The sequence below is a fragment of the Pseudomonas sp. 5.2 genome, from assembly GCF_059025405.1.
Genome location: NZ_JBYBHH010000001.1, coordinates 445,130 through 459,965, shown reverse-complemented (window position 1 = coordinate 459,965; position 14,836 = coordinate 445,130). Strand labels below are relative to the sequence as shown.

The following is a 14,836-nucleotide window of genomic DNA, read 5'->3' as shown; positions in this document are numbered from 1 at the left end:
TTTCAATTGAGCCGGGTCTGTTGCCTGTACTGGCCTCTTCGCGGGCAAGCCCGCTCCTACAGGTTCTGCACAGTGCTCAAGACTGTGGGAGCGGGCTTGCCCGCGAAGAGGCCAGCACAGGCAACACCGCTTGATCAGGTCACCCCAGGCGGTGCCATTCCCGCTTGTCCCGGGTCAGTAGTTCATTGCCTGCCTCGGGCCCATCCTCACCCGCCGGGTATTCATGCACCTCCCCTTCCTTGGCCCAGGCATCGAGAAACGGCTGCACCGCGCGCCAGCCGTTCTCGATGTTGTCGGCGCGCTGGAACAAGGTCTGATCGCCGGTCAGGCAGTCGTAGATCAGCGTCTCGTAGCCCGTCGCCGGGGTCATCTTGAAGAAATCCTTGTAGGCAAAACCCAGCTCGACGTTCTCCATCACCAGCTCCGGCCCTGGGCGCTTGGCCTGCAAGTCGAACCACATGCCCTCATTGGGCTGGATCTGGATTTTCAGGTAGTTGGGCTTGGGCCGTTCCAGCTCCGATTCGCGAAACTGCGCATACGGCGCAGGCTTGAAGCAGATGGCGATCTCGGTGTCGCGCACGCTCATGCGCTTGCCGGTACGCAGGTAGAACGGCACGCCGGCCCAGCGCCAGTTGTCGATCATCACCTTCAGCGCCACGTAGGTTTCGGTCTGGCTGTTTTCCGCTACGTTGGCCTCCTGGCGGTAACCGGCCAAGCGCTTGCGCCCCTGCTTGCCAGCGCTGTACTGACCGCGCACGGAGTTCTTCAGCGCCATCTTCGTCGACCACGGGCGAATGGCACCGATTACCTTGGCCTTTTCACCACGTACCGCATCGGCGCCGAAGGCGGCCGGCGGCTCCATGGCGACCATCGCCAGCAACTGGAACAAGTGGTTGGGGACCATGTCGCGCAGGGCCCCGGTGTTGTCATAGAACGCACCCCGGGTCTCGACGCCAACGGTCTCGGCGGCCGTGATTTGCACATGATCGATGTAGTGGTTGTTCCAGAACGACTCGAACAGGCCGTTGGAGAAGCGGCTGACCAGGATGTTCTGCACCGTCTCTTTACCCAGGTAATGGTCGATGCGGTAAATCTGCCGCTCGCCCATCACCTTCAACAAACAGGCGTTGAGTGCCTCGGCGCTGGCAAGGTCGGTCCCGAAAGGCTTCTCCACCACGACCCGACGAAAGCCCCCGCCGGACTCATCGAGCAAGCCGGCCTGGCCCAGGCGTTGGGCCACTTCGGGGAAGAAGCGTGGTGATGTCGCCAGGTAGAAAATCGCGTTGCCATGCCGGGTCGCGTCGATGCGTTTGGCAATGGCCTGGTAAGTGGCCGGGTCCAGGAAGTCGCCGGTCTGGTAGTCGAGCTGTTTGGCCAGGCGGGCCCAGAGCTTTTCGTCCAGGCACTTGGCGCCCCCCTCACTGCCCTTGTCCCGCTCCAGCATGAAGGCGTGCAGGCGGTCGGCGAACGCTTCGGCAGTGGCCGCATTGTGGTCGACGCCGACAATGCGCAGGTTGCGGTCCAGCAACCCGTCGCGGCTAAGGTTGTACAGCGCCGGCATCAGCAGGCGCTTGACCAGGTCGCCATTGGCGCCAAACAGAAACAAGGTACAAGGCGGTGCAGCAGGGATCGTCTGTTTAGTCATTCGCCTTTCTTCTCGACATGGCCACCGAAGCCCAGGCGCATGGCCGAGAGGATCTTGTCACCGTAAGTGCCCTGCTGCTGGCGCGAGCGGAAGCGGGCGAACAGCGCGCTGGACAGCACTGGCACTGGCACGGCTTGCTCAACGGCGGCGTCGATGGTCCAGCGGCCTTCGCCACTGTCCGACACCGAACCACTGAACTGCGCCAACTGCGGGTCGGCCACCAAGGCGTCGGCGGTGAGGTCGAGCAGCCACGAAGTCACCACACTGCCACGACGCCAGACTTCAGCGATTTCGGCCACGTTGAGGTCGAAACGTTGTTCTTCCGGCAGCTCGTTGCCGCCTTTGCTGCGCAGCAAATCGAAGCCTTCGGCGTAGGCCTGCATCAGGCCGTATTCGATGCCGTTGTGGACCATTTTCACGTAGTGACCGGCGCCGGGCGGGCCGGCGTGAATGTAGCCATGCTCGGCGCGCTGGTGCTCGCCTTCGCGGCCATGGGTGCGCGGGATGTCGCCGACGCCGGGTGCCAACGCCTTGAACAGCGGCTCCAGGCGTTCAAACACGTCCTTTTCGCCACCGATCATCATGCAGTAGCCACGGTCCAGCCCCCACACACCACCTGAGGTGCCGACGTCCAGGTAATGCAGGCCACGTTTGGCCAGTTCGCCCGCACGGCGCATGTCGTCTTTATAGAAGGTGTTGCCACCGTCGATGATCGCATCGCCCGGTTCCAGCAGCTCGGCCAGTTGGGCGATGGTCTGCTCGGTAGGCTCCCCGGCCGGCAGCATCACCCACACGGCGCGCGGTGCCTTGAGTTTCTGTACCAGTGCACCGAGGTCGTGTGCACCTTGGGCTCCCTCGCCCTCCAGCCCGACGATGGCGTCACGGTTGCGGTCGTGCACCACGGTGCGGTGGCCGGCGCGCATCAGGCGCCTTGCAATATTGCCGCCCATGCGGCCCAGCCCGACGATTCCCAGTTGCATGAGCCGATGCTCCCCTTGCGAAATAGATGACGACTACAGTTCAGCGTTTCAGATTAGTCCAGCGTACCGCCGAAGGGTTCAGCGACGAACGGCAAGACCACGATAAACAAAAAAGTTCCCACGAGCGGTGAAAGAATTCAGAATGCGCCCCGCATGAAGCGACTACGCTTGAAAATGTCTCCACCAATTGCGAGGTGTGCAATGGGTACTTTGATGCCAGCGACTCCCATCCAGACACTCTACGTCTCAGTGCGCCGTGATGAACTGGCCCGCCTGAAGCAAGAACGCGATCAGCTGCAACAACGTGTCGCGCAACTCAGCCAAATGCTGGAACAAGCCAATACTGGCGAAAAATCCGTCAGCCGCTGACGAACTTTCTACTCGTTGACGGGGGCACGCCCTCCTTACCGTAGCATCCGCCGCAGGCCCGCTCCGGAGCCTGCATCCGCCGATGGATACGCGTATGTCCCCCGTTGCCTATTTGCTCCCTGCCGCCCTGCTCATCGCCTGCCTGCCGGCGCAGGCGAGCACGCCACAAACAAACCCGCCACAACAATGCCAGACGCTGACTGAGGCCGAGTCCCGCGCCTTGTTCGAGCAATGGAATGCCAGCCTGCAGACTGGCGATGCGGCGGCCGTCGCCAAACTGTACAGCGACGATGCGGTATTGCTGCCCACGGTGTCGAAGGTGCCCCGGCTGACCCCCGACGCGCGAATCGACTACTTTCAGCACTTTCTTGCTGATCGGCCAAGTGGCACGCTGGACACGCTTCACCTGACCCCTGGTTGCAACAAGATGACCCTGGCAGGGCTGTACACATTCGACTTTGCCGCCAACGGCAAGCAGGTACCAGCGCGCTACACCTTCACCTACCGCTGGGACGGCCAGGCCTGGCTGATCAGCCACCACCATTCCTCACTGTTGCCACAACGCTGAGGTCGCGTTAGCAAGACACCTGCAACGTGCGTGTTTTACCCGCCCCATTAGAGGGCGAAAAAACACGCACGCGCCCCATGATGACGCGCCGCCCTCCCCGCCTGCCCCACCCTCGATCACTCTTTTCACATCCAGTCACATTCGCCAACGTTTGCGTCTAAATCAGCCATAACGAAAGTGACCAGTGGGTCACCTTTTTTACTTCTTCTCTCCTACACTCAGCTTTCGGCCCGCCATTTGCTCAGAGGAAGAGTGACGTAGAAAAGTCGAACTTTCACAAACGGCGGTGGGTCAGGAATTAAGTAGGGCACGTGCAAAGGGGGCTTCCCCAGCCAGGGCCCGCCAACCCCAATCAGTCCAATCGCCGTCGGCCGGAATGCTGATCGCGTTGAGCCTGTGCGCACGACTCAGGGGCATGGATAGCACTACACAGTTTTGTATTAGAGAGAACCAACACGAGATAACACCACGGGTGCCAGCACCCGGCCAAGCATAGGGACGGAGAGAAGTATGATCAGTGCCGCTGTCGAGCCTCACGTAGATTCATTCAACCCGGACAACCGCGAGCCGCTTACCCCGGATTTCGCCACGACAGGCAAGGCACCCGGCGCCCAGCGCCAGCACAACCCGAACAAACGCAAGATTCTGTTCGTCACCTCGGAGATCGCCGACCTGGTCAAGACCGGCGGCCTGGGCGATGTCTCCGCCGCCCTGCCCCGCGCCTTGGCGCATTTGCATGATGTACGGGTACTGATCCCCGGCTACCGCCAGGTGATGGAAAGCGACAACCCGATTCACATTGTCGGCGAACTGGGCGGCCATGCGGCGCTGCCGCCGTGCAAGATCGGGCGTATGGACCTGGCTGACGGCCTGGTCATCTATGTGTTGATCTGCCCTGAGTTGTACCAGCGTGATGGCACTCCCTATGGTGCCAACAATGGTCGCGACTGGCCCGATAACCACATCCGCTTCGCCCGCCTGGGCCTGGCTGCCGCCGAAATTGCCGCAGGCGAAGGCATGATCCACTGGAAGCCCGAAGTGGTGCACGCCCACGACTGGCCCGCCGGCCTGGCCCCGGCCTACATGCATTGGCGCGGGCTGAACACGCCGACGTTGTTCACCATTCACAACCTGGCCTACCAGGGCGTTTATAGCCGTGGCTGCAGCCCGGAACTGGCGATCCCCGAGCATGCCATGCAGCAAGAAGGCATGGAGTTCTACGGCAAGCTGTCGTTCCTCAAGGCGGGCCTGGCCTACTCCAGCCATATCACCACGGTCAGCGCCACCTATGCCCGGGAAATCACCACGCCGGAGTTTGGCTGCGGCCTGGATGGTTTCCTCTCGGCCAAGGCCCAGCAAGGCCTGCTAGGTGGCATCCCCAACGGCATCGACGAAAGCTGGGATTCGGCCACCGACAAACACCTGCAACACAACTTCAGCATCAACGACTGGGCCGGCAAGGCGCGTAACACCGAAGCGGTGCGCCAGTTGTTCGAGCTGGAACCTTCCGAAGGGCCGTTGTTTGCGGTGGTCTCGCGCCTGGTCTACCAGAAAGGCCTGGACCTGACCCTGGGCGTGGCCGACTACATCGTCGAGCAAGGCGGGCAGATCGCGATCATCGGCCGTGGCGAACCGGAAGAAGAACAGGCCATGCGCGAACTGGCGCTGCGTCACCCAGGCCGCATCGGCGTGCGCATCGGCTTCAACGAAACCGATGCCCGGCGCATGTTCGCCGGCAGTGATTTCCTGCTGATGCCCTCGCGCTATGAGCCGTGCGGCCTCAGCCAGATGTACGCGCAGCGCTTTGGTTCGCTGCCGGTGGCGCGTAATACCGGTGGCCTGGCCGACACCATCGAGTGCGGTGTCACCGGCTTCCTGTTCAACGAATCGACCGTCGAGAGCTACCGCGAGGCGCTCAGCCGCGCCTTCTATGTCTACGGTAAGAAAGACCTGCTCAACGCCATGCGCTGCCTGTCGATGACCCAGCCGTTCAACTGGTGCCAGGCGGTGGAACCCTACGCCCGCCTTTACGAGGACTTGGTCAAGCAGGCACAGGTCAGCCATTACTGAGCGGAGAACCGAAGATGCACAGGCATGGCGCACACTTGCTGGACGCCACGTCGGCGCGCTTCGCCCTCTGGGCGCCGGATGCGCGCAGCGTGAGCGTGGAACTGGAGCAGCAGCCTGCTGTAGCACTGCTGCCCGACAATGATGGCTGGTACACGGGCGTTGTCCCGTGTCAGGCCGGTGATCGGTATCGTTACCGGGTCGACGGCACATTGCTGGTCGCCGACCCCGCGTCGCGCTACCAGCCTGAAGGGGTGCAAGGGCCCAGCGAGGTGGTGGATGTTGCCAGCTATGCCTGGCAACACCCCTGGCAGGGCCGGCCCTGGCATGAGGCGGTCATCCAGGAATTGCACGTCGGCGTGCTGGACGGCTACACCGGGGTTGCCCGGCAGTTGCCGCGCCTGGCCGAAATCGGCATCAGCGCTATCGAGCTGATGCCGTTGGGGCAGTTCCCAGGCGAACGCAATTGGGGTTACGACGGCGTGCTGCCGTTCGCGCCACAAAACACTTACGGCACCCCGCAGCAACTGTGCGCGCTGGTCGACCAGGCGCACGGCGAAGGGTTGATGGTGTTGGTGGACGTGGTCTACAACCACTTTGGCCCGGATGGCAATTACCTGCACCAGTACGCCAGCCCGTTCTTTCGCGAAGACCGGCAAACGCCGTGGGGCGCGGCGATCGACTTCCGCCGCGCAGAAGTGCGCGAATTTTTCATCCAGAACGCCCTGATGTGGCTGTGCGACTACCGCTGCGACGGCCTGCGCCTGGATGCGGTGCATGCCATCGACCAGCCGGACTTTCTGGTCGAGCTGGCGCAGCGGGTGCGTGCTGCCGTGGCGCCCGGCCGGCATATCTGGCTGGTGCTGGAGAACGAGCACAACCAAGCCTTTTTGCTGGAGCAGGGTTTCGATGCCCAGTGGAACGACGATGGCCACAACGCCCTGCACGTGCTGCTCACCGGCGAGACCGAAGGCTACTACGCCGACTATAAACACCGTCCCATCGACCAGTTGGCCCGCTGCCTGTCGGAAGGTTTCGTGTTCCAAGGCCAGGCCAACCGCCATGGCACACCGCGTGGCGAGCCAAGCGGGCATCTCGAGCCCAGCGCATTCGTGCTGTTCTTGCAAAACCACGACCAAATCGGCAATCGCGCACTGGGTGAGCGCCTGACCCGCCTCTGCCCGCCGCAGGCTTTGCGGGCAGCCACCGGCCTGTTGCTGTTGGCGCCGATGATCCCGTTGTTGTTCATGGGTGAGGATGATGGCAGTTGCAGCCCGTTCCTGTTCTTTACCGACTTCCATGACGAATTGGCCGATGCGGTGCGCGAAGGCCGGCGCGGTGAGTTCGCCCACTTCGCCGCGTTCGCCGACCCCGAGCAGCGTGAACGCATCCCCGACCCAAATGCCGCGCAAACCTTCGCTTCTTCACGGCCGCAAAACAAGGACGTCATTGCCGGTTGGCATGGCCTCTATCACCAGTTGCTCGACCTGCGCCGCCGCCACGTCATCCCGCACTTGCCGGGCAGCCGCGCGCTGGGCGCTGACGTGCACGGCGACAAAGCGCTGACCGCACGCTGGCAGTTGGGCGACGGCAACACCTTGCGCATTGACCTCAACCTGTCCGCAAGCCCCCAAGCCGTCGCGCTGCCGCCCGCCGAAAGCCGGCTGTTCGACAGCAGTGACACCCGCCACCCCGATACGTCCCTGGCCGCGTACAGCTGCGTGGTCAGCCTGCTTCCCCCTGGCCAGGAGCGCCCATGAGCGAAACCGCCCTGCACCGTTTGGCGGCCCGCGTCGGGCTTAGCCGCGACTGGATCGATGCCAATGCCCGGCCGCAGCAAGTCAGCGATGACGTACTGCGCAATGTCCTCGAAGGCCTCGGCCACCCCGCCGCCGACGAAAACGCCATCCAAGCCAGCCTGCGCGCCGTGGAGGCCGCCGAAGACAGCGAACACCTGCCACCTTTGTTGACCGCAGAGCTTGGCCAACCCCTGGCGCTGGGCCGCTACTTCAGCGCCAACAGCACCGTGCGTTGCACCTTGGAAGACAACAGCCAGCGCACCCTCACCCTGGACAACCAGGGGCGCCTGCCTGCCGAGCTGCCCCTCGGCTACCACGCACTGGAAATCGACGGCCGCACCTGCACCGTGGCCGTGGCGCCTTCACGCTGCTACAGCCTGGCCGACAGCGTGGCGCAACCGCCCCCACGCTGTTGGGGCCTGGCCGTGCAACTGTACAGCCTGCGGCGCACTGGCGATGGTGGCTATGGCGACTGCCTGGCACTGGAACAACTGGCGCGCACCGCCGCCGAGCGCGGCGCCGATGCCTTGGCGATCAGCCCGATTCACGCGCTGTCGGCCATCGACCAGGAGCACTACAGCCCCTACTCGCCATCCAGCCGCCTGTTGCTCAATACCCTCTATGCCAGCCCAGCCGCCCTGTTCGGCGAGCGCGCCGTGCGCATGGCGATCGAAGCCTGCGGCTTGGAACAGGTGCTCGAAGACCTAGAGCAGCAGCCGCTGGTCGACTGGCCGCGCGCCGCTGCTGCTCGCCTGCGCCTGCTCGAAGCCCTGTACCAGGACTTCAGCCAGGGCGACCACCCGCTGCGCAAGGACTTCGACAGCTACCGCGCTGCCGCTGGCCAAGCCCTGGAACACCATTGCCGCTTCGAAGTGTTGCAAGCGCAAGCGGTGGAGCATGGCCTGGGCGCTGACTGGCGCAATTGGCCCCGCGCCTGGCACGACCCCTACCACCCCGAAGTCGAAGCCTTCGCCAACGCCTACCCGGCAAAGGTCGAGTTCCACGCCTTTTGCCAGTGGCTGACCGAACGTAGCCTGCAACGCGCCCAGGAGGCCGCACGTGGCAATGGCATGACCATTGGCCTGATCGCCGACTTGGCGGTGGGTGCCGACGGCGCCGGCAGCCAGGCCTGGAGCCGCCAGGACGAGTTGCTGGCCAACCTCAAGGTCGGCGCGCCGCCCGACATTCTCAACCGTTCGGGGCAGGACTGGGGCATTTGCGCGTTCTCGCCCGAAGGCCTCAAACGCAACGGCTACCGCGCGTTCATCGAGATGCTGCGGGCCAACCTCGCCCACGCCGGCGGCCTGCGCATCGACCACGTCATGGGCCTGCGCAGGCTGTGGTTGATCCCGCGTGGCGCCAAACCCAGCGAAGGCGCTTACCTGAATTACCCGCTCGACGACCTGCTGCGCCTGCTGGCGCTGGAATCGGTTCGGCACCAGGCGGTCATCCTCGGCGAAGACCTCGGCACCGTGCCCGATGGCCTGCGCGAACAGCTGGCCGACAAGGCCGTGCTGGGCATGCGCGTGCTGCCTTTCGAACAGACCCAACCTGGCCACTTCAAGCCCATTCTCGACTGGCCCGACAGCGCCCTGGCCACCACCGGCACCCATGACCTGGCGCCGCTGGCCGGCTGGCTGGAAAACCGTGACATCGACTGGTTCCATCGCCTGCACTTGATCGATGCCGCCACCGAATTGCAGTGGCGTCACGACCGCCAAAAAGAACACAACGGCCTGCGCCGTGCCCTGGAGACCAACTACGGCCCGCTACCCGATAACGACGCCGTGATCGACGCCGCCATCCGCTACGTCGGCCACACCCGCGCCCCGCTGGTGCTGGTGCCCCTCGAAGACCTGCTGGGCTGCGACGAGCAACCCAACCTGCCTGGCACCACTGCAGGCCACCCCAACTGGCGCCGGCGCTTTGCCCTGCCGGTGCGCGAACTGCTCGACGACGAAGACGCCGCACGGCGTCTGGAACTGCTGGCCCAGGCCCGCGAACAAGCCTGGGAGCGTGACCGATGAAACCCCTGACCGCGACCTTACGCCTGCAATTTCACAGCGACTTCACCCTCGACCACGCGGTGCCGCTGGTGCCGTACTTCGCCCAGTTGGGCATCAGCCACCTGTATGCCTCGCCGATCCTCAAAGCCCGTGTCGGCTCACGCCATGGCTACGACGTGGTCGACCCGACCCAGGTCAACCCGGAGCTCGGCGGCGAGGCGGCGCTGCAGCGCCTGGTCGCTGCCCTGCGCCAGCACGGCATGGGGCTGATCCTCGACACCGTGTCCAACCACATGGCCGTGGGCGGTGCCGACAACCCCTGGTGGCAAAGCCTGCTGGCCTGGGGCCGGCGCAGCCCGTATGCGGAGTTTTTCGACATTCAGTGGCACTCCAGCGACCCGCTGCTGGCCGGCCAGTTACTGCTGCCCTTCCTCGGCAGCGACTACGGCGCAGCCCTGAAGCAAGGCGAGATCCCGCTGACCTTCGACAAGCAGCAAGGCGTGCTGGAAGTTGCCCATTACGACCATCGCTTCCCGATCTGCCCAATCGACTATGGCTGGATCCTTGCGCAAAGCCCTGAGCCCGCCTTGCAGGCGTTGGCCGCGCACTTCACCGCGCTGAGCGACAGTGCCCAACCGCTGAACGATGCCCTGCCCTTACAGGCTGAGCTGGCACGCCTGGTAAACGACGGCGCCGACCTCGAATCGGCCTTGATCGCGTTCGATAGCCGCAGCGAAGCTGGCCTCAAACGCCTGCACTTGCTGCTTGAACGCCAGACCTATCGCCTGGCCAGCTGGCGCACCGCCGCCGACGACATCAACTGGCGGCGCTTCTTCGACATCAACGAGCTGGGCGGCCTGCGGGTCGAGCGCGCAGCGGTGTTCGAGGCCACCCACGCCAAGCTGTTCGAGCTGATCGAGCGCGGCCTGGTGGATGGCCTGCGCATCGACCATATCGACGGCCTGGCCGACCCCCGCGGCTATTGCCGCAAACTGCGCCGCCGGGTCGACAGCCTGTTGGCGCAGCGGCCGCTGAACGCGGCGCTGGAACACTTCCCCCTCTACGTGGAAAAAATCCTCGGCGCCGACGAGCACCTGCACCAGGACTGGCATACCGACGGCACCACCGGCTACGAGTTCATGAACCAGGTCTCGCTGTTGCAACACGACCCGGCCGGCGAGGCGCCGTTAACCGAATTGTGGGCCAACGTCAGCGAGCGCCCAGACTTCCCCGAGGAAGTGCGCCTGGCACGCCACCTGGTGCTCAATGCCAGCCTGGCCGGTGACTGCGAATCGGTGGCCCAGGCCCTGCTGCAGGTGGCCCGCGACGACCTGATGACCCGCGACCTGACCCTGGGCGCAATCCGCCGGGCGTTGCAGGCGCTGGTCGCGCACTACCCGGTGTACCGCACCTACTTCAACGCCTGCGGCCGCCCTGCAGAAGATGAAGCCTTCTTCCAGCAAGCCTTGGCCAATGCCCGCCACGACCTCAGCGAAGCGGACTGGCCGCTGCTCGACCAGCTCGAACAATGGCTCGGTGGCCAGCCCTGGCGCCGCCTGCCACCGGGCCGGCCACGCAAGCACTTGCGCCATGCCTGTGTGCGCTTCCAGCAACTGACCGCGCCCAGCGCCGCCAAGGCCGTGGAAGACACGGCGTTCTACCGCAGCGCCCGGTTGCTGTCGCGCAACGATGTGGGCTTCGAGGCCGAGCGTTTCAGCGCAGGCAGCGAAGTGTTCCATAACGAAGCCCAGCGGCGCCTGCGCGACTTCCCCGACAGCCTGCTGGCCACCGCCACCCACGACCACAAGCGCGGCGAAGACACCCGCGCCCGCCTGGCCGTGCTCAGCGAACGCGGCCCGTGGCTGGCCAGCCGGGTGGAGCATTGGCGCGAGTTGGCGGCGCCGCTGCGGGCGCAACTGGACGACGGCCTGGCCCCCAGCCCTGGCGATGAGCTGATGCTGCTGCAGACGCTGCTGGGCAGTTGGCCGCTGAACCTCGACCCGCACGATGACGGCGCCCTGCGCCAGTACGCCGAGCGCCTGCGGCAATGGCAACAGAAGGCCCTGCGTGAAGCCAAGTTGCGCAGCAGCTGGAATGCCCCGAACGAGGCCTACGAGGCCGCCTGCGCCAGCTACATCGACGGCCTGCTGCTGGATGACGAGAACCAGCAGTTGCGCAAGTCCGTGGCCGATGCCGCCCAGCTCATCGCCTGCCCTGGCGCACTCAATGGGTTGGTCCAGACGCTGTTGCGCATGACCGTGCCCGGCGTGCCCGACCTGTACCAGGGTAACGAATACTGGGACTTCAGCCTGGTCGACCCGGACAACCGCCGCCCCGTCGATTACACGCTCAGGCGCCGCACCCTGGACGACGCCACTACCCCCGCCGAGTTGCTGGCGCACTGGCGCGACGGCCGCATCAAGCAGGCCTTGATCGCGCGGGTGCTGGACTGCCGCCAGGCGCACGCCGAGCTGTTCCGGCGTGGCGCCTACCTGCCGCTGACCGTGCAGGGTCGGCATGCCGACAAGGTGCTGGCCTTTGCCCGCCTGGGTGACGACGAACGCGCCATTGTCATTGCGCCACGCCTGGCCAGCAGCCTGCTCGGCGGCGCCCCTACACCGTTGATCCCGGCCCATAACTGGGACGACACCCGGCTGATACTGCCGTTTGCCTTGTCGCCTGCCAACTCGACGGGACTTTTCCCCAGTGCTGCGGTCAGCCCTACAAAGGAGCTGCTGTTGAGCGCCGTACTGTCGGAATTTCCGGTCAATGTGTTGATACAACAATCTTGAGCATCAGGAGCGTCATGATGAGTGTCGATGAGAAACGTATCCGTGAATTTGCCTACCAGATCTGGGAATCGGAAGGTAAGCCTGTGGGTGAGGAGGAACGCCACTGGGAGATGGCGCGCAAGCTTGCCGAAGCTGAAGCACTTGCCCCCAAGGCAGCACCGCGCAAGAAAGCCGCGGCCAAGCCGAAGGTAGCGGCAGAACCGGTTGCAAAACCTGCAGCTGTGAAGAAGCCACGCGCGGTGAAAAAGCCCGCCGCCGGTTAAACCTGAACGGGCCCCTTCGCGGGGCAAGCCCGCTCCCACAGGATCATCACCATGCTTGAGGCAGTGGGGGCTCTGTGGGAGCGGGCTTGCCCCGCGAAGAGGCCCGGTCAGGCCTACATATCCCCCTTCCACCACGGTCACTCGAGGACTGCCATGAGCCCCCGTACCCCGAAGAAAACCCGCTCGGTCGCCCCCTCGCGCATTCGCGAAGGCATGCCCTTCCCCCTCGGCGCCACCTGGGACGGGCTTGGGGTCAACTTCGCCCTGTTCTCGGCCAACGCCACCAAGGTCGAGCTGTGCCTGTTCGACTCCACCGGCGAGCAGGAAATCGAACGCATCGAGCTGCCGGAATACACCGACGAGATCTACCACGGCTACCTGCCCGACGCGCACCCGGGGCTGGTCTACGGCTACCGCGTCTACGGCCCTTACGAGCCCGAGAACGGCCACCGTTTCAACCCCAACAAACTGCTGATCGACCCGTACGCCAAACAACTGGTCGGCAGCCTGAAATGGTCCGAGGCGCTGTTCGGCTACACCATCGGCCACCCCGACGGCGACCTGTCGTTCGATGAACGCGACAGCGCGCCCTTCGTGCCCAAATGCAAAGTCATCGACCCGGCCTTCACCTGGGGCCGCGATCAGCGTGTGCAGGTGCCCTGGGAGCGCACCATCCTCTACGAAGCCCACACCCGCGGCATCAGCATGCGCCACCCGGCGGTGCCGGAAGAACTGCGCGGGACCTTCGCTGGCCTGGCCAACGACGAGCTGCTCAAGCACATCAAAGAGCTGGGCGTTTCCAGTATCGAGCTGCTGCCGATCCATGCCTTCGTCAACGACCAGCACCTGCTGGACAAAGGCCTGAACAATTACTGGGGCTACAACAGCATCGCCTTCTTCGCACCACACCCCCGTTACCTCGCCAGCGGCAAGATCGCCGAGTTCAAGGAGATGGTCGCGCACCTGCATGACGCCGGGCTGGAGGTGATCCTGGATGTGGTCTACAACCACACCGCCGAGGGCAACGAGCGAGGCCCGACGCTGTCCATGCGCGGCATCGACAACGCCTCCTACTACCGGCTGATGCCCGACGACAAGCGTTACTACATCAACGACTCCGGCACCGGCAATACCCTCGACCTGAGCCACCCGTGCGTGCTGCAGCTGGTCACCGACTCGCTGCGCTACTGGGCCGGCGAGATGCATGTGGATGGCTTCCGCTTCGACCTGGCCACCATCCTCGGCCGCTACCACGACGGCTACAGCGAACGCCACGGCTTCCTCGTCGCCTGCCGCCAGGACCCGATGCTGAGCCAGGTCAAACTGATTGCCGAACCTTGGGACTGCGGCCCTGGCGGCTATCAGGTGGGTAACTTCGCGCCGGGCTGGGCAGAGTGGAACGACCGCTTCCGCGACACCGTGCGGGCATTCTGGAAAGGTGACGAAGGCCAGTTGGCCGACTTCGCCTCGCGCATGACCGCGTCAGGGGACATGTTCAACAACCGTGGTCGGCGCCCCTATGCCTCGGTCAATTTCGTCACCGCCCACGATGGCTTCACCTTGCGCGACCTGGTGTCGTACAACGGCAAGCACAACGAGGACAACGACGAGAATAACCAGGACGGCACCGACAACAACCTGTCCTGGAACTGCGGCGCCGAAGGGCCTACCGAAGACCCTGAAATCAACGCCCTGCGCATGCGCCAGATGCGCAACTTCTTCGCCACCCTGCTGTTCGCACAGGGCACGCCGATGATTGTCGCTGGCGACGAATTCAGCCGCACCCAGCATGGCAACAACAACGCCTATTGCCAGGACAGTGAGATCGGCTGGGTCAACTGGGACCTGGACGAAGACGGCACCGCGCTGCTGGCCTTCGTCAAGCGCCTGACCCGGCTGCGCCTGGCCTACCCGGTGCTGCGCCGCTCACGCTTTTTGGTCGGCGACTACAACGAGGCGATCGGGGTCAAGGATGTCACCTGGCTGGCACCGGATGGCAGCGAGATGAGCGTCGAGCAGTGGGAAGACCCCCATGGCCGCTGCCTGGGCATGCTGATCGACGGGCGTGCACAGGTCAGCGGCATCGCCCGGCCCGGCGCCGAGGCGACGGTGCTGCTGATCGTCAATGCCCACCACGACACCGTGCCATTCCAGCTGCCGGCGGTGCCCGAAGGGGACTACTGGAGCTGCCTGGTCGACACGGATCGGCCAGAACTGCGCAAGGGCCAGCACTTGCAGTTCGAGAGTACCTTCGAGGTGAAGGGGCGCTCGATGTTGTTGATGGTGTTGCAGCACGAGGAAGAGTGAACCCACCTACCCTAGGCAGGTCCTAGCATTAAACCGCCCC

10 protein-coding genes are annotated in these 14,836 nt (G+C 64.5%); 8 read left to right on the top strand and 2 right to left on the bottom strand.

Annotated features, from left to right (window positions below; all coding sequences use genetic code 11):
- Nucleotides 1–139: 139 nt before the first annotated feature.
- Both zwf and gnd read right to left on the bottom strand, forming a co-directional pair.
- On the bottom strand, nucleotides 140–1,645 hold the full coding sequence (zwf, locus tag AC5PZ0_RS01970) for a glucose-6-phosphate dehydrogenase (protein ID WP_027592766.1): 1,506 nt from the start codon (nucleotides 1,643–1,645) through the stop codon (nucleotides 140–142).
- On the bottom strand, nucleotides 1,642–2,625 hold the full coding sequence (gene gnd / locus AC5PZ0_RS01965; protein ID WP_099428794.1) for a phosphogluconate dehydrogenase (NAD(+)-dependent, decarboxylating): 984 nt from the start codon (nucleotides 2,623–2,625) through the stop codon (nucleotides 1,642–1,644). The genes zwf and gnd overlap by 4 nt, the downstream gene beginning before the upstream one ends.
- Nucleotides 2,626–2,826: 201 nt before the next feature.
- Between gnd and AC5PZ0_RS01960 the strand changes: the two genes are divergently transcribed.
- The 8 genes from AC5PZ0_RS01960 to glgX all read left to right on the top strand — a co-directional run bounded on the left by AC5PZ0_RS01960 (nucleotide 2,827) and on the right by glgX (nucleotide 14,796).
- The gene (locus AC5PZ0_RS01960) at nucleotides 2,827–2,994 is read left to right on the top strand and encodes a DUF6026 family protein (RefSeq protein WP_275752044.1); all 168 of its coding nucleotides are present in this window, start codon (nucleotides 2,827–2,829) and stop codon (nucleotides 2,992–2,994) included.
- Between the two features lie 94 nt (nucleotides 2,995–3,088).
- The gene (locus tag AC5PZ0_RS01955) at nucleotides 3,089–3,562 is read left to right on the top strand and encodes an SgcJ/EcaC family oxidoreductase (protein ID WP_454243226.1); all 474 of its coding nucleotides are present in this window, start codon (nucleotides 3,089–3,091) and stop codon (nucleotides 3,560–3,562) included.
- A 510-nt stretch (nucleotides 3,563–4,072) separates the two neighbouring features.
- Nucleotides 4,073–5,632 (top strand): glycogen synthase GlgA, encoded by a 1,560-nt coding sequence (gene glgA / locus AC5PZ0_RS01950; protein WP_099428793.1) that lies wholly within the window; start codon nucleotides 4,073–4,075, stop codon nucleotides 5,630–5,632.
- Between the two features lie 14 nt (nucleotides 5,633–5,646).
- Nucleotides 5,647–7,389 (top strand): malto-oligosyltrehalose trehalohydrolase, encoded by a 1,743-nt coding sequence (treZ, locus tag AC5PZ0_RS01945; protein WP_493854191.1) that lies wholly within the window; start codon nucleotides 5,647–5,649, stop codon nucleotides 7,387–7,389.
- Complete coding sequence (gene malQ, locus AC5PZ0_RS01940) at nucleotides 7,386–9,455, top strand: 4-alpha-glucanotransferase (protein ID WP_493854190.1); 2,070 nt, start codon at nucleotides 7,386–7,388, stop codon at nucleotides 9,453–9,455. Before treZ ends, malQ begins: the two co-directional genes overlap by 4 nt.
- On the top strand, nucleotides 9,452–12,226 hold the full coding sequence (locus AC5PZ0_RS01935; protein ID WP_493854189.1) for a malto-oligosyltrehalose synthase: 2,775 nt from the start codon (nucleotides 9,452–9,454) through the stop codon (nucleotides 12,224–12,226). The genes malQ and AC5PZ0_RS01935 overlap by 4 nt, the downstream gene beginning before the upstream one ends.
- A gap of 14 nt (nucleotides 12,227–12,240) precedes the next feature.
- A complete protein-coding gene (locus AC5PZ0_RS01930; RefSeq protein WP_099428789.1) occupies nucleotides 12,241–12,489 on the top strand; it encodes a DUF2934 domain-containing protein in 249 nt (82 codons plus the stop codon).
- A gap of 153 nt (nucleotides 12,490–12,642) precedes the next feature.
- The gene (glgX, locus tag AC5PZ0_RS01925; RefSeq protein WP_085272612.1) at nucleotides 12,643–14,796 is read left to right on the top strand and encodes a glycogen debranching protein GlgX; all 2,154 of its coding nucleotides are present in this window, start codon (nucleotides 12,643–12,645) and stop codon (nucleotides 14,794–14,796) included.
- Nucleotides 14,797–14,836: the final 40 nt, after the last annotated feature.